23 protein-coding genes and 1 pseudogene are annotated in these 21,755 nt (G+C 38.0%); 23 read left to right on the top strand and 1 reads right to left on the bottom strand.

Features of this window, described 5'->3' with window-relative positions; all coding sequences use genetic code 11:
- Positions 1-9 precede the first annotated feature (9 nt).
- From L656_RS0105925 to L656_RS0106025, 21 genes and pseudogenes are all read left to right on the top strand, one after another.
- Positions 10-1,887, top strand: coding sequence for a type VI secretion system Vgr family protein (locus L656_RS0105925; protein ID WP_024598498.1), 1,878 nt, complete (start codon positions 10-12; stop codon positions 1,885-1,887).
- A gap of 7 nt (positions 1,888-1,894) precedes the next feature.
- On the top strand, positions 1,895-2,251 hold the full coding sequence (locus tag L656_RS0105930) for a hypothetical protein (RefSeq protein ID WP_024598499.1): 357 nt from the start codon (positions 1,895-1,897) through the stop codon (positions 2,249-2,251).
- A 35-nt stretch (positions 2,252-2,286) separates the two neighbouring features.
- Entirely contained in the window at positions 2,287-2,577 is a 291-nt protein-coding gene (locus L656_RS0105935) for a PAAR domain-containing protein (protein WP_024595244.1), read from the top strand.
- A gap of 2 nt (positions 2,578-2,579) precedes the next feature.
- The gene (locus L656_RS0105940) at positions 2,580-3,608 is read left to right on the top strand and encodes a hypothetical protein (protein WP_024598500.1); all 1,029 of its coding nucleotides are present in this window, start codon (positions 2,580-2,582) and stop codon (positions 3,606-3,608) included.
- Positions 3,605-4,456 carry a hypothetical protein gene (locus L656_RS0105945; protein WP_024598501.1) on the top strand — a complete coding sequence of 284 codons (852 nt, stop codon included), beginning with the start codon at positions 3,605-3,607 and terminating at the stop codon, positions 4,454-4,456. Before L656_RS0105940 ends, L656_RS0105945 begins: the two co-directional genes overlap by 4 nt.
- Positions 4,456-9,129: an RHS repeat-associated core domain-containing protein gene (locus L656_RS0105950; RefSeq protein ID WP_024598502.1), complete on the top strand. Its 4,674-nt coding sequence runs from the start codon at positions 4,456-4,458 to the stop codon at positions 9,127-9,129. The genes L656_RS0105945 and L656_RS0105950 overlap by 1 nt, the downstream gene beginning before the upstream one ends.
- Before the next feature lie 10 nt (positions 9,130-9,139).
- The gene (locus L656_RS0105955; RefSeq protein WP_024598503.1) at positions 9,140-9,841 is read left to right on the top strand and encodes a hypothetical protein; all 702 of its coding nucleotides are present in this window, start codon (positions 9,140-9,142) and stop codon (positions 9,839-9,841) included.
- A gap of 3 nt (positions 9,842-9,844) precedes the next feature.
- Positions 9,845-10,684 (top strand): ADP-ribosylglycohydrolase family protein, encoded by an 840-nt coding sequence (locus tag L656_RS0105960; protein ID WP_024598504.1) that lies wholly within the window; start codon positions 9,845-9,847, stop codon positions 10,682-10,684.
- 185 nt (positions 10,685-10,869) lie between these two features.
- Complete coding sequence (locus tag L656_RS0105965) at positions 10,870-11,658, top strand: glycoside hydrolase family protein (protein ID WP_024598505.1); 789 nt, start codon at positions 10,870-10,872, stop codon at positions 11,656-11,658.
- A complete protein-coding gene (locus L656_RS0105970; RefSeq protein ID WP_024598506.1) occupies positions 11,652-12,104 on the top strand; it encodes a hypothetical protein in 453 nt (150 codons plus the stop codon). The genes L656_RS0105965 and L656_RS0105970 overlap by 7 nt, the downstream gene beginning before the upstream one ends.
- Positions 12,105-12,279: 175 nt before the next feature.
- A pseudogene (locus L656_RS01000000121965) lies at positions 12,280-12,824 on the top strand (transposase); the annotation flags it as partial.
- 113 nt (positions 12,825-12,937) lie between these two features.
- Positions 12,938-13,435, top strand: a complete 498-nt coding sequence (locus tag L656_RS0105980; RefSeq protein ID WP_024598508.1) for a DUF6795 domain-containing protein — start codon at positions 12,938-12,940, stop codon at positions 13,433-13,435.
- Positions 13,436-13,449: 14 nt separating this feature from the next.
- Positions 13,450-14,622: a lipase family protein gene (locus tag L656_RS0105985; protein WP_024598509.1), complete on the top strand. Its 1,173-nt coding sequence runs from the start codon at positions 13,450-13,452 to the stop codon at positions 14,620-14,622.
- Between the two features lie 117 nt (positions 14,623-14,739).
- Entirely contained in the window at positions 14,740-15,513 is a 774-nt protein-coding gene (locus L656_RS0105990) for a ChaN family lipoprotein (protein ID WP_024598510.1), read from the top strand.
- A complete protein-coding gene (locus L656_RS0105995; protein WP_024598511.1) occupies positions 15,507-16,085 on the top strand; it encodes a hypothetical protein in 579 nt (192 codons plus the stop codon). Before L656_RS0105990 ends, L656_RS0105995 begins: the two co-directional genes overlap by 7 nt.
- Before the next feature lie 71 nt (positions 16,086-16,156).
- On the top strand, positions 16,157-16,423 hold the full coding sequence (locus L656_RS0106000) for a hypothetical protein (protein WP_024598512.1): 267 nt from the start codon (positions 16,157-16,159) through the stop codon (positions 16,421-16,423).
- Positions 16,424-16,600: 177 nt separating this feature from the next.
- Positions 16,601-17,080 carry a hypothetical protein gene (locus L656_RS0106005; RefSeq protein WP_024598513.1) on the top strand — a complete coding sequence of 160 codons (480 nt, stop codon included), beginning with the start codon at positions 16,601-16,603 and terminating at the stop codon, positions 17,078-17,080.
- Positions 17,081-17,157: 77 nt separating this feature from the next.
- The gene (locus L656_RS0106010; protein WP_024598514.1) at positions 17,158-17,424 is read left to right on the top strand and encodes a hypothetical protein; all 267 of its coding nucleotides are present in this window, start codon (positions 17,158-17,160) and stop codon (positions 17,422-17,424) included.
- Between the two features lie 90 nt (positions 17,425-17,514).
- Positions 17,515-18,294, top strand: a complete 780-nt coding sequence (locus tag L656_RS0106015; protein ID WP_024598515.1) for a hypothetical protein — start codon at positions 17,515-17,517, stop codon at positions 18,292-18,294.
- A 227-nt stretch (positions 18,295-18,521) separates the two neighbouring features.
- A complete protein-coding gene (locus L656_RS0106020) occupies positions 18,522-18,953 on the top strand; it encodes a DUF4198 domain-containing protein (protein ID WP_241763421.1) in 432 nt (143 codons plus the stop codon).
- Between the two features lie 23 nt (positions 18,954-18,976).
- Positions 18,977-20,143: a lipase family protein gene (locus tag L656_RS0106025; RefSeq protein ID WP_024598517.1), complete on the top strand. Its 1,167-nt coding sequence runs from the start codon at positions 18,977-18,979 to the stop codon at positions 20,141-20,143.
- Positions 20,144-20,157: 14 nt separating this feature from the next.
- Here L656_RS0106025 and soxR read toward each other — a convergent pair whose 3' ends face one another.
- Complete coding sequence (soxR, locus tag L656_RS0106030; protein WP_024598518.1) at positions 20,158-20,619, bottom strand: redox-sensitive transcriptional activator SoxR; 462 nt, start codon at positions 20,617-20,619, stop codon at positions 20,158-20,160.
- A gap of 78 nt (positions 20,620-20,697) precedes the next feature.
- Here soxR and L656_RS0106035 point away from each other — a divergent pair, with 78 nt between their 5' ends.
- Both L656_RS0106035 and L656_RS0106040 read left to right on the top strand, forming a co-directional pair.
- Positions 20,698-21,171, top strand: a complete 474-nt coding sequence (locus L656_RS0106035; protein WP_024598519.1) for a flavodoxin family protein — start codon at positions 20,698-20,700, stop codon at positions 21,169-21,171.
- A gap of 65 nt (positions 21,172-21,236) precedes the next feature.
- Positions 21,237-21,749, top strand: coding sequence for a DsrE family protein (locus L656_RS0106040; RefSeq protein WP_024598520.1), 513 nt, complete (start codon positions 21,237-21,239; stop codon positions 21,747-21,749).
- Positions 21,750-21,755: the final 6 nt, after the last annotated feature.

Here is a 21,755-nt window from a genome sequence, read left to right on the forward strand (position 1 = left end):
AAGCAAGGAATGCAAAAAGCAACACAAGATAAAAACGTAATTCAAATAAGCACCCCTGCTGGTAAAGATGCCCTCTATTTAACTCGTTTTGTTGCCCAGGAGGCAATGTCTGATTTATTTGTTATGTCTGCCAATATGTACACCATTGGAAAACAAATAGCACACGAAGATCTAGTTGGTAAACCTGTATCAATTAAAGTAAAGAATGCAGATGGCGGTGGTGAGCGTTACTACCACGGCATAGTCAGTCACTTGGTTTCAAACGGAAGCCGTACAGCAGATGTAGACGAACAAAAAAACTATATCGACTATCAAGCCACCATAGTTCCTTTTGCAGCTTCTATGCGCAACCGTAAAAACAGCCGCATCTTTCAAAAGAAAACAATTAAAGAAATATTTGCTGATTTATTTGGCCAACACAATGTTGCCTTTAGCGATAAAACAAGTAAGACCTATCCTAAGTACGAATATTGCGTTCAGTACCAAGAGTCCGATTTTGATTTTATTCAGCGCTTATTTCAACAAGAAGGTATTTTTTACTTTTTTGAACACTCAAACAGTAGCCATACGCTTGTTTTAGCTGATGATATAACAGCCTATGAGGTGTGTGGTGAAGGTAAGGTTGTATTTTCAACTGGTCACTTAAGCGAATCGCATGTATCGCGTTGGCAAGGTGGTTTAAGTATAGCCCCAGGTAGCTTTAAACGTGTTGGTTACGATTTTAAACAGCCATCTCGATATCCTGATGGCGAGCAAGCAAACCCTGAACTTCCTACGCAGTCGGTCTCTGAGATTTTCGAATACACGGGCGAGCAAGAGTGCCACCCGCGTGCTGCTAATTTAGCGTCAGTACAATTAGAATCACTACAAAGAGACATGAAGCTTTCGAGTGGCCGCAGTGACTGTCGCTCATTTACGGTTGGTAAATTATTTAGTTTTAAAAAACATGAAGACCCACGGCTTGAAGGTAAAACATTTGTAATTACCTCTATGATGACTTCAATTACAGTACCCAACCAATCAGGTTCGCAGCAGTCATCGCTAGAAGAAGTTTATTCAAACCACTTTGAATGTGTACCAAAAGAAATTCCTTACAGAGCCCAAATTAATAAGAAAAAGCCTGTAATTAACGGTGTGCAAACAGCCATTGTAACCGGTGATAGCGCCGATGAAATAATGATTGACCAATTTGGACGCGTAAAAGTACAGTTTGATTGGGATCGTGAAGGTAAAAAAGATTCAAAAAGCTCATGTTGGATCCGCGTATCGCAAAACTGGGCCGGTAAAAAATGGGGCGCTTTTTTCTTCCCACGAGTTGGCCAAGAAGTCTTGGTTGATTTTATTAATGGCGACCCTGATCAACCAATAATAAGTGGGGCAGTGTATAACGCAGACTTAATGCCTCCGTACGCATTGCCTGCTGAAAAGACACAAAGCGGTATAAAAACCCGCTCTACAAAAGAAGGCGGGGCTGATAATTTTAACGAGCTTAGATTTGAAGATAAAAAAGGCAGCGAGCTTTTATATATTCAGGCAGAAAAAGACAAACAGCTATACGTTAAAAACGATCAAAATGACAAAACAGACAATGACCATAATGTTGAGATTGGCAACGACAGAAAAGTAGATATTGCTAACAACGACAGCCTTAAAGTTGCTAAAAATCGTATTGCCGAAATGGGCGACAACGATACTTTAAAAGTTGGCAAAACATTAAATATAGAAGCTGGTGATGAAATTATTATTAAAACAGGTTCAGCACAAATTAAAATGAGCAGTAGTGGTAATATAACTATCGAAGGTACTAATATAGATATTAAAGGTAGTAATGTTAAAGTTGACGGCAGTGCTATAACTTTATCAGCCGGAATAATTAAATTAAATTAGTGCAAATATGGAAATAATAAACAGTTATTACACAGGGCTAAGAAACGGAATTAATAATAACGGATATGTTGTATATTGCCGTTATGGGTTGGCATATTTAATATGCTTACCAATTAATAGACCCGACGATCCATTGCTAAATCCAGCATTAAGTCACTTAAAAGCAATGAATGGTTATTACGCTAGCCAGTTTTTAAATAATTTACACCCAGCATTAAATAGTGAAGATATTGTGTCGGGATTATATCAATATGCTATGCAAAGCCCAGTTGCACTTTCAGATTACTCTCAAAGTGAATTAATAGAGTGTTTATCGCTTTTAGTGGCGCACAGTAAGTTATTAATAATCCCTTTATTTGATTAGTTTATTATAAAAATATAAACAGACAAGGAGTCTTTATGGGTAAGCCCGCAGCTACAATTGGTCACATGCATGTGTGCCCTAAAACAACCGGCACAGTGCCGCATGTAGGCGGCCCTGTAGTTATTGGCTCAACTAATGTGTTAATTGGTGGTATGCCCGCTGCGCGTAAAGGCGACATGATGGTGTGTATTGGCCCGCCAGATAGCATTAAATCGGGTTCTGGCTCAGTTAAAATTAACGGTAAGCCAGCCGCTAGAATGGGTGATGACAGTTCCCATGGTGGTAAAATTGTTGTTGGCAATCCTACAGTATTAATAGGTGGCTAACCTTGCTATATACATACCTAAGTAATCATAAAGCGCAACTGCTAGCAATTAGTGAAGCACAATATTGCCCTTTTACATGCGTAGGTTTTATAAAAACGCTCAAAACAAAGTTACTAGAAGCTTGTTGGTTAACGGCTAAAAAAAATAACGTAACACAAAAATTCAGCCAGCCAGATTTAGCACAATTAATTGCTTTTTTACAAAGTGACACCAACATTGATTCCACAGCACAAGCATGTATTGAAGTTATGGCTAATTTGCCCCAAAACATTAACCTAGCGTTTATTAACGCTTTAATGAATGAGCCCACCTTACATAGCCTAACTAAATTAATTATTTATAAAGTGTTATTACAACAACATAGCTTTAATTTAATCGCTTATATTGATTTAAAAACGCTGGGCTTTGCATTAACCACTAATCAAGAGTCGCTTGAGCATTTGCAGCCTGCGTTGGATAAAAATTTTTTAGTAAGCAGCCAAACAAAAAATACCGATGTAATAAATACGTTTAAACACTTATGCAATGCTGGGCTTATTAATTCCCCGTTAATGTCGCTTTTTTTATTATCACTAAGTTGGGAACAAGTAAACGTAGTTGGCAACCATGCAAGTAACACCTTAACGGTTGATCAAACCATGCAGATATTACTGCAAAGTAGCTTTGCAAAACTTGTTCCTTTAGCTAATACCTCTTTAAGTAAAGTTGAAGAACCACGTACTATTATTGCTTTAATAAGGCGCTTGCTTGGTGATAAGCTTGATTTATTGGTGAGTTTTGAAACGCAATTACAAGCGTGGCAAGGTGATGCGCTATCCTGCAGTGAATTTAAGCGCCAGTTACAAACTAACTGGCCAAAGTACGAAAGTGAGCTTTCACCTTTGCGCTTAATAGCTGGAAAGGCATTAAATACTAAGTTAAATGCGATAGAAATGTCTGCTATGGATAGCTATAGCCAAGCTGTATTTAACTTATACAGCTATTACCAGCACGCTACAGCTAAAAAGCTAGATGCGAAGGCACCGCTATGAATGCTTTTAATATTAATATGGAGTCCTTTTTAGCGCCATTTTCACAAGACATAGATGAGCTTTTATACGGCGAAAAGCCACCATCAAATGAGTTTAAAGAATGGCAATCGTGGAATGCATGCATTTACGATTGCGTATTAAAGGCAAAAGAATTATTTGCAAAAGTTGAAGACTTACAAGCGCCTTTAGTTTGGTTGCTTCCTGCGCTTGAATACCAAGGCGAGCTCAAGCAACTTTTAGCAAATAGTTTAAAGCAGTTATTTCCACAGCATGTAAATCATATTTTGTTTTATGGCGCTACAGGCGCTAATGCAATGATTGAACTTGTACAGAAAAATCAGTGGGAAAAGGTGAATGTACTTGCAGTAGATGCAACATACAAAGCTAATATTAACGGTGAATATACCTATCAAGGTGTTGGTGGTGCATTTGCAACGGTTACAGCAGGTAAAGCGGGTTGGATGCAACAAAGCCACGAACTAGCTCCATCTGTAGATTTTATAAAGCATAATCAGTTAAGTGGGATGTTTTCTAACATTGCGCTTAATAGCAAAAAACAAATAGATTTTATATGTGCGCCAGGTAATGGCGTAAACCACGAAAGCGATGTGTGGTTAACAAATTTACAATTGCTCAGTAGCTTAATTAGTGAGCATACACATTATGAATTACCTAATTACAAATTGGGTAAAATTGGTGCGCTTGAAGGACTCGTCAATTTATATCAATTGACCTCAAGCCCAGCTATTGTAAATCACTTTAAACACGCGTTAGTGATTTCTCAAGAACAATCAAAATACCAAGCTGCAGCATCATACTTATGGATAAGTGAGGAAGTACACAACTAATGCAAAGTAATACAGTTGTTTTACAAGGAACAAGTTACCCCATTTGCCTCGTTGCTGGTAAAGGCCAAACGCCCTCTGGCTATGCACCTGCAGTAGCAAACACGGCACAAAGTGCTAAACAGCAAATAGCTGAAATTGGTGGTGCGCTAACTGGCGATGCTGCCAAACGCCTCGACGTAATTAACTTATTAAATAGCGCTGGCGTTAGCTGCCCACGCAGCGCCTCTGCCCGCGAAACCGCAAGCGTACTTACCCAGGCCTTAGTAAGTGGCGCAGTAACGTGTTACCACCAAAAAGCAAAATCGACCATTCAAGTAAGCGATAATACTAATAGTGGCTCAGCGGGAAAAAAGTCGAGCAATAAATCAAGCTCAACCGCATCAGGGAAAAGCGCATCGCAAGCACCCGCTAAAAACACGGGTGGTGCGAGCAATAACACCGCAAGCGAAGAGCCCATTACAAATCAAGAATGCCGCTCAGATCCGGTTTCAATGCTCTCTGGCGAAGAAATCCTCCCGCTTATCGACTTTACCCTAGCAGGGAGTCGCCAATTAATATGGCGACGTTTGTATCGCTCATCTCATGCTGATGTGTGCACAACAATGGGTAATGGTTGGCGCCACGACTTTATGGCAAGCCTTACTGAGCATTACTTGCCACCGCCAAAAGTGGGCCCTAAACAAAAAGGGACATACTGGTTAGAGTACCAAGACGAGCACGGCGCTAAACATAGATTCGAAAAGGTAAAACCTGGTCAATCGAGCTATCAGTTAAGTAGTAACCTTGCGCTACATTACCAAACAAATGGTAAGCAAGTACTTGTAACACCAGATGACCAACACCTTACCTTTAAACCAGGCGAAAGCGCGTGGTTGCTTGAAAAAATAATTAACGAAAAAGGCCAAAGCATCGCGTTTTATTACGATGCTAAAGAGCGCCTACACCGTATAGAAGTAAACAAAGTGCGCGGCTGTATTATTAGCTACAACGCGCAAGGTTTCTTAAGCAAAATAGCAGCGTACTACACCGATAAAAACAACAAACAACAATTGCTATCGCCATTACTAGCAAGCTATGAGTACGACGAAAACAAAAACCTTGTTCAGTCTACTAATCAGCAAAACGAAACTGAGCGCTACGCCTACAACGCCGCTAATTTATTAACAAAGCGTACCCGAGCCAGTGGCTTTAGCCATCATTTTGAGTGGGATAGCTACTCACCCAGCGCTAAATGTATAAAGCAGTGGGGCGATAACAACACCTATACTTACCAGTTTGAATACAACCTTGAGTGCGGTGAAACAACCTGTATAGACTCTCGCGGTCACAAAGAGCACTTTGTACATAACGCACAAGGTAAATTGGTAAAACATACCGACCCTAACGGCAATGTTTGGCAATATACATACAATGCACAAGGCCAAAAACTCAGTGAAATAAAGCCCGATAGCAGCACAACGCGCTATAGCTACACACCTTTCGGCCAATTAGAAACAATAACGCAGCCAGATGGTAGCCAAACCCATTTTGCTTACAACCAACTTGGGCAACGTGTATTAACTACCTTACCTGATGGCCAAACCATTACGCGTAAATACAGTGTGGCTGGCTTATTACAAAGCGAAACCTTTGGCGATGGCCGCACCACATTATACAGCTACGATAAGCTCGGCCAGTTAACCCAGCATATTAATAAAAATGGGCAAATCACCAAGTTTATTTGGAACGAGCAAGGCGAGCTATTAGCAAAGCATCATAACGATGAGTTAATACGTTACAGCTACGACAGCTTAGGCCGCGTAAATGCCACACTTAATAACGCAGGCTTACTCACTCAATATAAATACAATGAGCACGGCCAGCTTACACAAACAGTTGCCTTTGATGAAAACGAGCCTGAAAATAAACAGCATCAATATTTTAGCTACGACGAAGCAGGGCGATTAATTAGCTCGCAAAACAGCAAAGGCGACACCACAGAGCAATATTTTGAAGGGCTAAGCCAACCGCATTGTGTTATTCAGCCCGATGGCAGCGCACTGCATTTAACATACGACAAAGAGCGAAACTTAACAGCCATAGAGCGAAGCGACGGCCATGTATACCGCATAAGTTACGACGCGAACGAAAACCCAACACAAATAACCGGGTTTGATGGCACGTTACAGCAATATAAATACGATGCCTGTAACCGCTTAGCCTCAGTAACGCAAAGCAACAAACGCCATGTAAAAATAGAGCGCGACAGCCTTGGCCGCGTAACTGCGCAGCATGCAAGCCTTGCAAGCGACTCACATATAATTAATAACGCCAATTACTACAGCTATAACCTGCAAGGTAAAATTACTCGTGCACATAATGCGCAATCAACACTTAAACAACGCTTTGATAAAGGCGGCAGGCTACTGTGCGCCGAGCAAATTAATAACCAGCAACAAGCGCATACCTTAAAATACAGTTATGACGAATACGGCAAAAGGCAAACCCTTACGCTGCCAGACTCAACCACGCTTAAATACAGCTATAACCAGTTTGGCCAGCTAAGCGGTATTAACTTACTGCAAACCAACAGCAAAGAGGTAGAACTTGCACAGCCGCTCGTAACATTAAGCTACGACAGCCAAGGTAATATTAAGACCCAGCAGTTTGGTAACAGTATTACCCTTACTCAACAGTTTGATGTATTCAACCGTTTAACGCAGCAACAGCTTACACATCCAGCGCAAACATTATTTGATACCTGTACGTACAACTACGACAGCGTAAACCAGCTTATTGCCCGTAAAAACGAAGGTGTAAGCAGCCAAAATATCAATTTTGAATACAACAGCCTCGGCCAGTTAATACAACAAACATTGGCAAGCTCACGTGCCGATACAACCACACATTACCAGTGGGATAGCTTTGGTAACCCGCAAAGCCAAACAGTTAAATCAAACACAAGCGATGCAGACAATAGCGGAACAGACACTAGTAATACAGCTAACAGCGAGCAAGGTGCAAAACATAAGGCTGCCAGTAACGAGCATACAGCCAGCTCTTCTATTGATTTAACACACGCCACCCATAGCGAATACAATGAGTTAGCACCAAACAGTAATGAAAGTAGTAGTAAAAGTAGTAGTAAAAATAGTAGCAACGCTGACTCAGTAGCAAACAATAAAAGTACTAACAACACCACAATAAACAGTGCCACCGACGCTGACCGCCTAACACAATTTGGCGACAGCGACTTTTACTACGACGAGTTCGGTAACCAAATACGCGAAACCGGCAAAGGCATAAAAACCCGTCGTGAATACAACGCGTTTAATCAGTTAAGCTGTTTTAACAACAACGGCACGCTCACCCAATACGACTACGACCCATTAGGTCGTCGTATCGCCAAGCACACCGAGCACGGTAAAATTGACTACATTTGGGATAACGACCAGCTAATCGGTGAATGCCAGCACGGTGAATATACGTGGTACATTAACCTGCCAAATCAGTTTCACCCAGTCGCGTTGATAAAAAAAGGTGAGGTGTATTACTACCACCTAGACCAACTTAACACCCCACGCTTTGTAACCAACAGCAAAGCAGAAGTCGTATGGGAAAACCAAGCCGATGTATATGGTTATGAGGAGCCAAAAGCTGAGCCTGACACTAATAAAGAAAACACCTTCACTCAGCCAATTCGTTTTCAGGGGCAATATTTAGATGAAGAGAGTGGCCTGCATTACAACCGTTACCGCTATTACAGCCCCAAACAACAGCGTTTTATAAATCAAGATCCGATAGGGCTTGTGGGTGGCATAAACCACTATCAATATGTGCCAAATCCGGTGAATTGGGTAGATCCAATGGGTTTGTTGTGTAAAGAAGGGCAAGCAAAAGTAAAAGCTGCACTTGATGCTAATTCAGCTATACCATCTAAATTGAGGAAGAAGTTGATTGAGCTTTCAGAATTAGAAACCTCTCCTTTTACAGCCGATGAAGTTATTTTTGGTATAAATAATACTTCTATCTCCTATTTGGATATGCTTACGACAGATGTAAACAATCAAGGAATACCTATTTCGTATCTGGACGAAGTCGCAAATGCAACAAATAGGACAAGAGCGGAAATAGAAAGCCTTTATGATAAGCTTGAAAATGAAACCGGGGTCGATTATAAAACGCATATTGAAAATTATGTAGATAATAATGAGCATGAAATTAATTTAAAGGATGCTTACTTAATAATGGGTTATACAACAAACTTTTTCATGAAGGGCAGGCTAGCACCTAAGATGCTGAGTGGTGCTAAACTAACTGAAGCTGAAGAGGCTTTAGTTTGTAGCCTAAATTTAGCATTGGACAAACTACCTTCTGAATCAGGAGTATTTTATCGGGGACTTGGTAAGTCACCTCTTCCAGATTGGTTTGATGATAAATATAAAAGGGGCTCAGTGTTGACTGAAACATTCTTCGCTTCTGTTAGTGAAGAGTTAAGTCCAGAATATGAGGGAGGGAAAGTGATGATTTTTAAAGCGAATAATGTAAAAGACGTTTCACCGCTTGCTATGGACGTCCATTTTGCTGATAAAATTGGACAGTCACCTGCTAAATCCGAGCATCTCATACAATCTGGTCATAAGCTGGTTGTTGATTCAAATATTGAAGGTGTTGTTAAATTAACTCAACTTTAAGGATGCAATTATGATCGATATAAATAACTTTAACTTGGATATATATAATTTACATAAAGAAGATTTTTTATCCAGTAACGAAGAAGTAATAATAAGGTTTTTCTTAATAGAAAATAATAATTTAATTCTCGTTCAATTTATTTCAGACAATAATCTCAATTCTGCTTTCTTTAATGTTTCCGATTTGCAAAGGATACCCAAAGAAGCTCGCTATAGAGAGTATCATGGCAAAGAGATGAGAGAAGTGATTGAAGAATATTCATTAATCGAAACAATTAAGGTTGATTTAGAAACGGGTGATGAGTCCATTGTTGGAAAGGTATTTAAAGAAAATAAAATTGTTTATGAGTGTTGTTATAGTCGATACTCAGATTCAATTGAGCCTACTTTATGGGAGCTCTTTCAAATATCAGAAAATAGGAAAGTAAAATCTGAATTGAGACTTGAAGAAGATGTTTTAAGATTCCAAAAGATGATTTTTCTTGAAAAGGTCGAGTTTCTCCGTTCTAAGTTTAGAAGTATTTATAAAACACGCTGGGAGTTAGGTATTGCGCCTGAGGAATGCTTTTTAGATAAGCAAGAAATTGTGAAATATAGCGCAGATCTGGATTTTAAAAGTGCCTTAAAAGAAGTGCTAGACTTAGAAAAAGAACTAACAGGAAAATCTGTTCTTGAAATGTATTCGAATATTATAGCTCAAGGTGATAATTAGTTAATGTTAATAGAAATAGCTATAGCAGATGCCTATGGGGCTGGTTTCGAGTTTTCTTCGGAAAAAAAAGTGGTACTTTATAATGATCTGTCTAGTTATTCACGACATGATTTATATGGGTTCTCAGCTAAATATACCGATGATACCCAGATGACAATCGCCATAGTGGAATTAATGTTAAATAACGAAAAATTTACGAGCGAAATTATTGCAGATAAGTTTATTGAATGCTTTAAGCGAGATCAACGCTTAGGATATTCAAAGGGCTTCTATCAACTTTTATTAAGTGTAGAATCTGGATTTGATCTAATAAATATAATCAAGCCCAATAGCGAAAGAAATGGTGCAGCTATGAGATCTGTACCGATAGGTTTTTTTAAAGAAAAAAATAAGCTTCTCGAATTTGCTAAAATGCAAGCCCAAATTACGCACAATTCTTCTATAGCTATACAATCTAGTTGCGCTATTGCCTTAGCTTGTCACTTTGGCATCCATCACAAAGGTAAATTATTAAACTTAGAAAAGTTTTTAGAAGGTGAAGGTTATGCCGATTGGGATTTTGACTGGGGCAAGGAGGTTTCTATTAAAGCATTCGATACTGTTAGTGCTGCCTTTAGCTGTTTAATAAAAAATAGTAACCTTAAAGATTTACTGCAAAGCTGTGTTGCACTTCGAGGGGATACAGACAGTGTCGCTTCTATAGCTGTTGGATTAGCTTGCTGCTTTGATGAATACGAGAAGAACCTGCCTTTAAATTTGATTAAAGATTTAGATGAGCCAAATTATGGCATTCTATTTTTGAGCAAGCTAGATGAAGAATTAAGAAAAAAATTCACTTTGTAATGTTGTCTCAAAATAAACTAGACAATTACCCGAATAACAGTGACACCTACTCTCAGTTTTGGACTCTGTGAAACGAAGAACTAGGTTTTTTAGAGTAACAAAGACACCCACTTTAAATACTGGCATCGATTTACTACTAATACATTGTAATTAATAGATATAATATTAAAGAAAAGGATACTTCGATGGCAGCAATCAGAATAACCCAATCTGTTGGATTGGGCGGCACTAACAGTTTAAATGATGTAAAAACGGTACAAACGGCTTTGAATAAATTACTAAAACTTATTCCACCTACACAAGCTTTAGTTGTCGATGGTCGCTTACACCCTCGCCCAGATAGCTCTAAAACTATTGCCGCCATTAAATTATTTCAAAGTAAAGTATTAAACATTGTTCGTCCCGATGGAAAAATAGATCCTAATGGGTGTACACATCGAAAAATCAATGAAAAGCTAGCAGCTTCGACTAATGCTAATTTATCTATAGTATTCAGCACTAAGGGAGTTGACTTATTAAAGTCAATCGAGAGGTTTCGAAGAAAACCTTATGATGATCAAACAGGTGATGAAATTACTTCGTGGGTAGAGGGGGCAACTATAGGTTATGGCCATTTGATTGCTGAAAGTGATTGGCAAAAGTATAGTACCCCAATTACAGAAAGCGATGCTTTAACTCTATTTAAGAGTGATTTAGCTCCATTCGTTAACATAGTTAGACAACAAGTAAAAGTACCACTAACTCAGCAACAGTTCGATGCATTAGTTCTGTTGGTTTTTAATATTGGTGATAACTTTAAATTTTCCTCTGTGTTAAAGCTTATTAATGATCCTACAGCGATTACATCTTATTCCAGCCTAGAGTTAGCGTGGAAAGCATGGAATAAATCTCAAGGTGAAGTTATGAAGGGATTAAATAATCGCAGAAATAGTGAGTGGAATATTTATACAAAAGGGATCTATAAAGGATGGTAAATAAAATTAAAGCAATTATCGTGTTATCCATGTTAGTGAGCGTTTCATCATGCTTTGCTATAGATAATCCTGATGCACCAGACTACGTTAATAATTTTTTAACTGAAGTAAAAGTGTACGAAGATAAGATATCCGAGTGTAATTGTGACTCTATTGAACTACGGGATCGATATGGTGATTTCAATATGTTTTTAGAAGAAAAATTATCACATGCAAAACGTTTAGTCGGACACTTTGTTGAGGGAGAAGCAAAGGAAAAGTTTCTTTCCTCTCAAGCAGCTTGGGAGATATTCTCTCAAAAAGAGAAAGAGTTTGTATCGGCTAATTGGACTAGAGAGAGCTTTGGTACTTCTTATTTATTATCTCGTTTAAATTACACTAATAGTATAAATAAACAGCGGGTAATTACTCTTTATTATTATGCGAAAAATTATCCAGCTTTATAAAGAATAGTCTTTGGAAAATAGATGCATCCATTTTAAATTTTTCAAAATAACCAAAAAATAGCAACGGCACCTACTTTAAATAGTGGGAAAACAAACAAGACACCCATTCTAATTTATACAGTTTGGCTAACTAAGTACTAGTTTTTTTCAGTGTAAAAAACAAGCAGGGTGTCTTATGGCAATCGTAAGAAAGCGTCAAGTAAGTTTGGCTGATACAAAATATTACCACTGTATCTCGCGTTGTGTTCGGCGAGCTTTTTAGTGTGGTGAAGACTATTCCCTGGTATGTATTACGCGCATCGCAGAGGCTGGGTTGAAGAAAAGTTACTTATGCTTGCCAAAGTGTTTTGTATTGATGTGTGTGCTTATGCAGTAATGAGTAACCACACCCATTTAGTGCTGTATGTAGATGATAAAAAAGCGAATCGATTAAATGACAAAGCGATTGTTATTCACTGGCATAAGCTGTGTAAGGGCACCGAACTTACGCAAAAGGTCATGCAAGGTGAAGAGCTAAGTAAAGCTGAATCTATTTTTTAATCGAACGGTCAAACAGTATCGCGAGTAGCTGAGAGGTATTATCTGGTTTATGCGTTTATTTAATGAAAACAAGATAGTAGAGCAAAAAATAAGGTAACGTTACAGGTTTCTTTTGGGAGCCAATTCAAATAGTAAGCACTATCAGATGAAGCTGCACTTGCTGCGAGTATGGCGCGCATTCAACATGCTATGGCTAATGAGGTAACGGTTGAAAGTGATTCACTTCCACGTTTTTTAATTAATGGTACTTATTTTAAATAATTAGAAATATAGGTAAGGAGGCCCAAACCACTATGTTTGGTTTAATAAAAAAATATGACGTACATATGTGCTCTGAAGTTAAAGGAATTATTACTTTAAACGGCAATCCCGTTGAAGGTGTTTTAATTAATCGCAGCCTCAAATTTGCACATAAAATTGAAAAAGAAGATCAGGTCATTACAGCTTCCGATGGCACCTTTAATATGCCAGAAGTTGTTGTTGAGTCAAAAATACCCGGTGATATGTTCTCCCATGAAGTTACTTATCAACTTATTACTGCAATTCATGGCGGTGAAGAGTATGAGCTTTGGAATAGTGAGCTACGTGGTATTGATGAGCCCGACGAGTACAAACAAAAGCTAAGCAGTCTAAACGCCGATTTAGTATCACCTAATGTGGATTTTATATTTCCTAACCATGCTCATGAAAATTTAGATTTTTATGGCTCGAGTATTTGTAGATGGGAAAGTGACTTTGAAATCTATGAAACTGGAGACGACGATACGGATTATTTTAAAGATTTTAAATAATAAAAGGATTTTACATGAAAATTTTATCTCCTAGCATAGCGGCACAACTGGCTGATTTTGCGTACAAAAGCATTGCGGTTTCGGCGGCTGGTGATCAGTCAAAAAAAATAAAGTCGAATCCAATTATTAGTAAGCATTTTGCATTTGATTCAAAAATATCAACACTAACAGGTGTAAGTGGCACAACAGCAGAGCATGTATTGAACCAATCTACTGGTTTTGGCTTTTTTGGTGTAGGCAAAGGTACCGGTAACCATGCGGGCGAGATTGTTATAGCAATACGGGGTACTGCTGGGCTTGCTGATGCGTTAACAGATTTACACTGTGGTGTTACCGTTGGCCCAAATTTAGCTCCGGTACATTCTGGATTTAATCGTACTTTTGAAACTATTAAACCGCAACTAGCAGCAATATTGAGTAAGGCAGGTGGGCGCCCTGTTCACTGTATTGGCCATAGCCTTGGTGGTGCTTTAGCAACGTTAGCAGCAAATTGGATTAAAGCTCAATATAAGGTGCCTGTAAAACTTTATACTTTTGGATCTCCAAGGGTGGGTCTTAACCCTTTCGCAATTAAAACAGAGACAAGATTAGATGGCATTTATAGGGCTGTTCATCGTAGCGACCCTGTAGCTATGGTTCCTGTTTGGCCGTTTGTACATGCGGGGAGCGAATATAGGCTAAGTACGTGTGTTTCATTAACGGGTGCGGCGCATAAAATGGCAGGTAATGCGCCAGGTTATATTAACACTGCAGCTAGTTACCCTGACTATAAAAGTATGCAGAAAGGCTCGATATCTAACTTAACGATGACACGTCTAAAGTACTATAACCGCCATCATGCTTCTTTTAATGCACATTGGTCTGAAAAAATCACAAGTGCCCTTATCACTTTATTACGTGAGAGCGGTAAGTTAGCAAGTATTATGGGTCAAATAGGCACATCAGGTGTTTTAACTATTTATGATTTATTAGCTCGGTCAATTGTAGAGATTTCTCAAATGTCGATTAAGTTTGCTGAAGATAGTAAAGGGCTAATTGGGCATATACTTAACTTTGTAGGAAAGCCATTTGTTGCCGTTGATATAACTTATGCAGGTGTAAAAAAAGCTTTAACTTGGATGTTAGAAAAACTTAAAACACTAGTAATTGCTGCGGTCAAAGTTTCACCTCATATCGCCTTTGGCTAGTAATTAAATTAAGGCTCAGGTAACTACTGAGTCATTTTTATAAAGCGGGCCACAATTAGTAAATGTAAAATATCTAGTTTAAAAGCCCTTCGAAGTTATTAAACATAAGGAAATACAGTGAATAAAATAAACACGGATGTAAATTATAAAACAATGGCCGGTAATGCGCGCTTAGTGATGCTTGGTGAATCAAGCCATAGCACTGCCGGATATAAATATGAAGCAATAAAGGCAATCAAACAGCTAAAAGCTGCTGGTTTCACGCATTTTGCAATCGAAATGCTACCAAGAGCTATGCAGGAGAAAATAGACTTTTATCAGCGCACAGGTAAAGGTTTTAATGTTATACAGCAGTATTTTAATAAGTATTGGACCCATGGTTATTTAACACCTCATGCTTATGGAGAACTTGTTAAGGCTGCGCGCGATATTGGAATGAAAATAGTCGCGCTCGACGTATTAGTTGAAACAATGGATATAATGGATAGTGTATGTTCTTCAGAGAAGGGTATAGGAGGCGATTGCTTTGATACTCATACTTATAGAAACGCACTTTGGGCAGTTAATTTAGCTACTATATTAAACCGTTCAAGTCAGAATAGAGTTGTTGCTTTTATGCATCGTTTTCATGCTGTACTAAATGCAGCAGACCAGCCTGGTGTTGATGTATTTCTTAAAGATCACAATATTTTCAATGTACGCTTTATCGACTTTATTGGAGGACTTAGTTGCATAAGTGATAGACGTTGCTCAGGTGACTCGAATCAGGATAAATCCCTAAAAGAGCTTTATTTTTATCGAGAAGGCTACCCGTACGATTCATCTGTTAAATCTTTTCAAGTGCACATACCTGAAAAGCGTGTGAATAGTGATGGTTCACTACAATGGTAAAAATAATATCAATAATTATCTTTACTTGGTGTTTTGTATTTTCTTCGGTTTTGAGAGCATCACTTTTTCCTAATATAGATATTAACTCCCCTAACCTAACTGTAGAGAAGGTCGCTAAGCAATGCCAAAAAAGCTTAATGCATGCACCTGAACAATTAGAAGCATGGTGTGAAAAAGCATATAGTCTTGGTGATTGGGAGGCTTTATATTACATAGGCGTGCACACTGGAGATGGTACTCGTTATTTAGAGGAAATTAATTCTCGTATTGCAAATAACGAGTACAGTGCTTTAAAAAAACTTGCTTGGATATACCGAAGTGGCCACTTCGTAAAAAAGGATTTAAGAGAATCTGCACGATTATATGAATTGTATTTACTGCATGATAATGAAATAAACTTTCAAACTGTTTCGGCACATTTTGAACTATCCACTATTTACCAAAGACTTGGTATGTGGAATAAAGTGATTACCCATACTGATTACGTTATAAATTATGCAAACAGAGCTGATTGGGAGCATCGCGCTAAATATATACAAAAGCAAGCTAAAGCCTCGTTAGCTGAAAATTAAACTTTGAATGTATTTACCTAGAAATATAAAAGGAGCTACAAACGCCTAAGCTAAGGCGCTATAGAAATGATATGGAACAACAAAACCAACACACACTAACTAACCTTGTTTACGATATATACGAGAACCCAACTTTAATAGAAGAGCATCAAGTGCTTATAAACCCTTTGTTGAGCGATTTAGTTGCTAGTGCGCCAGCTGGGTTTGAGGGCATGGCGACGATGATTAATACTCATATTTCTAATGGGTTTAAATTCAAAAATCCTAAAATACAAAAATTTGAACTTGAGTCGGGGCTTTTAAAACTTAAAACGTATTTTCAAAAAATAAACCTGTAATACAGTTCATAATTACTCACTCAATTTTTAACGCTGTTTTCACAAGCTTTATTTTTATGTTTAGCTCTTTTTAAAGAGACAGAGTAGAGAGCCTCAAGTCGTCTGTTTTAGTGGGAGTGCTCTATCTGGAACGGTGAATTCACTTGCAATTGGAATATATGAGGAGTTGAGTAAGTAGTGTCTAAAAACGATGAGGTATTTCTATTATTTCCACCATGGAAGCTTTTACGTAGGTTTCTATTAGTAACAGTGCTCTTACTTTTGGGTACTGTATACTCCGGAATGACTGTGTTAACGCAATACTTTGATACAGATCCTGAGTGGCTGTTAGGTATTTTATTTTCTGCTGGGATAGCATTTTGCCTTATAAACTTTAAAGTAAGCCAAGGCTCTTTTTTTTGCGCAAATATATTAAAATTCTATGCTTTATTTTTAGCTGTGATTTGCTTACCAACTTTTATAATTTTAGAAGGTAATGGGTATTATATTGCAACAGCTATCAATATAGCCTTTATGTTGCTCTCTTTTTATTTAATTAAAGGAGAAAAATACCAAGGTCTTATTAAATATCAGTATGATTTTTTTAAAGATATAAAAGACGCTCGTGCTGCTGTCGAAAAAGAAATGGCAAAAGGTAACCGAAGGAACAAAAAGTAATAAATTTTATTTACCTTTATTCAATTTAGAACTCTAGGGAGCTATAAACGCCTAAGCTAAGGCGCTATAGAAATGATATGGAACAACAAAACCAACAAACATTAACTAACCTTGTTTACGATATATACGAAGACCCAACTTTAATAGAAGAGCATCAAGTGCTTATAAAACCTTTGCTGTGCGATTTAGTTGCTAGTGCGCCAGCTGGGTTTGAGGGTATGGCGACGATGATTAATACCCATATTTCTAATGGGTTTAAATTCAAAAACCCTAAAATACAAAAATTTGAACTTGAGTCGGGGCTTTTAAAACTTAAAACGTATTTTCAAAAAATAAACTTATAACACCTACCTCTCTTTATTATTGAGCACCCACATATTTAATTTTAATGCAGCACGTGTGCTGCATTCGTTTCTTCTCATTAAGGATGATGTATGAGCCTTATCACCACGAGTATTTTAATGCTGTTTTTGCAGCCTTTATTTGTATATTTAGCTTTTTTTAAAGAGTCTGAGCGGAGTGCCCAAAACCGTTCACTTGATAACGAAGATGCTATGTATCTATTTATCGCGCCAGGGTTAGCTGTATTTTATCCTGATGACTTTTGGCAGGCAGTACTTTATTTAGGAAGTGTATGCCTATTAGGTTTAATGCTTGCCATTATTGTAAAAAGCAAAGCTAAAAAACGATTAACAAGGGATGACGCTATCGGGTTTACTATTGCCAGTTTTTTATTTTTTTGGCTTATAAAATTAATTATTGGTGGGATAGGATATTTTTTTAGCGAAAATGCCGCGAATGCTTCAGCGCCTGTCATAGGTGAACAAACTTATTCATCAACTACAGGTGAGCTTTTAAACTGGGGCTATTTGTATTATCAGTTTTGGCCAACGCTATGCTTTTTACTCTTTATGTTAGCAACATTAGTTATAAAAATAATTGAGAGCCGGTTTAATAAATATTCATTTTCAGGCTCGCTCTTAATATTGGGCGCAGTTTTGGCAGGTGTAGCACCGTTATTTGGGCATGCTTTTATTTTAGGCGTTATCGCTAACTTTTTTATATTTTTTGTTGTGTGCACGGCATGTATAGAAATTGATAAAAGGAGCGATCCTTCAGCTGGTGCTATTAGTTTTATATATGGTTTTTTGCTTATGGGCGGCATTATGTTTAGTGGCATGGGTAAATTAATATATACACTATTTTATAATTAGATTAGTGATTGTTTTTTGATTAAAAAACATGCAGTATAATTGTACCTAATTAGACCCCTGTTTTTTTATATAAATATGGCTTGTGTAATTAATTAGCCATATACATTAAGTAGCTTATAGCTAGTGGGAGAGTTTTTACTTTGTTTTTATCGCGTTTAAAAATTTTTGTGTTGGTAATAGCCTCTATTACCGTTGTTTTTTTTACTACATCACAGGCTTGTGCAGATATGTTTGGCTTTTTTAATAAACAAGAATTTTATTTATCGGCTCCAGTAAAAGGTCAGCTATTAGATAATGGGCAGCCAGTTGCAAACACTAAAGTAATGCGCTCACTTACTTATGGCGATGAATTCGTTGATGAAACCACGACAGATGAACAGGGGTATTTTACTTTTACAGAAAAAACAATAAAAACAGGTAAACCCTCTAATATGTTTGATAACGACTCGTTGGTTCAGCATATTTATTTAGAAAACGGCACGCCAGAAGGAATTGTTTTATGGTACACGCTTGTTTCAATTCATGAAAAAAGTGACACACTTAAAGAGCTTCTTGCAAACTTGAAGTGTGATATTTCTAAAGAGCCGCAAACATACGATATTCCAATTAAAGAAGATACAAGCCACGCTTTTGCGATTTACACATCATGTAAACTTTAACTATTAATTTAAAGGGAACTTATATGAATACTTTGACGCCAACCCAAGCTGTACAGTTAGCTAACCTTGCTTATAAAGCAAAAAGCATTAAAACCACTAACTTACTTCATCGTTCACTTCATGCATCTTTGCGCGACAATTTTAACTTTTCAGTTAACCCAGGCGCAGTACAAGGTGTAACGGGCGGTTTTTTCTCCCATTTATTTAATTTAAGTACGGGTTTTGCTCTAGTAGGGCATGGGCTTGGCGATTATCAGGGGGATTCAGTTATAACAATTCGTGGTACTAACTCGCTAAGAGATGGCTTAACTGATGGTCATTTTGGTTTAAGTGGAGGCTCAAACGGTAGTATGGTGCATGCTGGGTTTAATAAGACCTTTTACAGTATGAAGCCCGCGTTACAGGAGTTTGTTGAAGCTAATATTAAAGATAAAGTAACTGATTGTATTCATTTAGTTGGCCACAGCTTAGGTGGTGCATTAGCGACGCTTTCTGCTGATTGGATTAGAGCTGAATATTCAATACCTGTAAAGCTATATACGTTTGGCTCACCGCGCGTTGGGCTTGAAAACTTCTCTCGGGCTGCTACATCGAGAATTGATAAAATTTATCGCTGTACTCATGGCGCAGACCCAGTTGCTAAGGTACCTTTGTGGCCGTTCTCGCATGCGCCTTCTAGCGGTCAAGAAATACGCTTAGATAATGGGCAAGGTTTAAAAGGTGCAGCGCATACCCTCAATGGTACGCCTGGCTATATAAACACAGCCAATAGTAATAATTGGAACAACTTAACCATTCAAGCTAATCATTTTTTGAGTACCCCCGTACGTTTGAAGTTTGAAGATAGAAATCAAGCCTCTTTTACTTCCCACTGGGCTGATAAACTAGGGGCTGCGTTAGTCACACTTTTAAAAGATGCCGGCTATTACAGTGCAGTTGCTGCCCAAGCCGCTATTGGTACTGGGCTCACTTTTTACGATATGTTGGCGCGTACTTTAGATAAAATAGCTAAAGCGTCAGCCTCGTTTGCAACACAAACCTTAGGTTTACTAGGGCATATGTTAGTGTTTGCAGGCAAAGTAATTAGTAAAGCGGTGGAGCTTACATATAGCTTTATAAAATCTGTATTCGATTCAACCCTAGGTGCATTATACCGAGCGGCGAGAGAGGGGCTAAGCGGCTTAGATTAACTTTAATCTAGCTCTCAATCTCGCTCTAACAAGATAGCACCACTTTGGTTTTCGCCTAAGTGGTCATTTTTGTTATAAATAGGGCATTTACTCATAGATAAGCACCCACAGCCAATACATCCATCAACGCGATCACGCAAACGCTGCATATACGCTATTCGCTCGTCCAGCTGTGCTTGCCATTGCTTTGAAAGGGCTGCCCAGTCTTTTTGCGTGGGTGTGCGCTGATCAGGTAATGTTGCCAGTGTTTGTTTAATTTCATCAAGGGTTATTCCCATGGCTTGTGCGGCTTTTATTACCGCTATACGTCGCAGTACATCTTTTTTGTAACGGCGTTGATTACCGCCATTTCGCCAGCTACGTATTAGTCCTTTTGTTTCGTAAAAATGCAGGGTTGATACTTTTACGCCGCTACGCTTTGCTACATAACCTACTGTTAAGTTGGCCTCAGTTAGTTTTTTTTGATCTGTTTGCATTATTTTTTAATTTCCGTTTGACCTCAATACAACTTGAGGTTTTAAGCTTCTTTCAACATTAAAAAAGGAGCTAACTAAATGCAACAAAAACTTGAGCGTAGTACGGTTATTATTTATTCAAGCGCACGCAAAAATGGTAATACACAGGCGCACGTTAACGGATTTGCAGAGCAAAATAATGTGCGTGTAATATGTTTGGATGATTATAAAATAGCGCCGTACTGCTATAACAAAAACTATAATAATGATGACTTTTACGCTGTGTTTGAAGCACTTTTAACGTATGAGCATTGGGTGTTTGCTTCGCCAGTTTATTGGTACAGCACCACAGTACAAATGAAATTATTTATTGATAGAATAACCGATTACATGGACGATGAAGCATTAAAACCTAAGCTTCGTAGTTTACGTAGTAAGCATTTTTCAGTGCTTTCGAATGCGTCATCAAGCGAAGCTCCCGCCTGTTTTGTCGAGCAGTTTAAAAATACGTTTAGCTATTTAGGTATGCAGTTTATTAACCACAACCATAAAAGTACCCAAAAGGTTGCTTAAATTGCAGCCTTTTTTGGTTGTCTCTGGTAGTTTAGTAATACGCTTAAAAAACAAAGGATAGTTTAATGAAATATTTACTATGGTTAGTACTAATTTTTAGCCCGTTTATTAATGCTAATGAGCAACCAATTAAAGGGTTTGGGAATTATTACAATGTTCCTCAACATGATGAAATAAATGACTCTACGGTATTTAAAATAGCCTTTGATGTTGCAGAGGGCGCTAAAAAAGGTGAGCAGAACAATTCAATGAACTCACTTGCACGTTTTATTAATATGCATGTAGCACACGGTGTAAAGCCAGATAACATTCAATTAGCGTTAGTTGTGCACGGTAGTGCAAGTGTTGATGTGTTAGCTAATAGCGAATATAAAAAACGTTTTGACGCTGACAATAAAAACCAAGCGTTAATTGAGCAGCTACTTGCTAATAACACTAAAGTGTATGTTTGCGGGCAATCGGCTACTCACTTTAAAGTAACGCCAGAGCTTTTAATTGATGGCGTAAAAATGTCACTTTCTGCGATGACAGCACATGCTCAGTTACAACAACAAGGTTATACACTTAACCCATTTTAATGACTC

This window comes from Pseudoalteromonas sp. TAE56 (assembly GCF_000497955.1).
Taxonomy (GTDB): domain Bacteria; phylum Pseudomonadota; class Gammaproteobacteria; order Enterobacterales; family Alteromonadaceae; genus Pseudoalteromonas.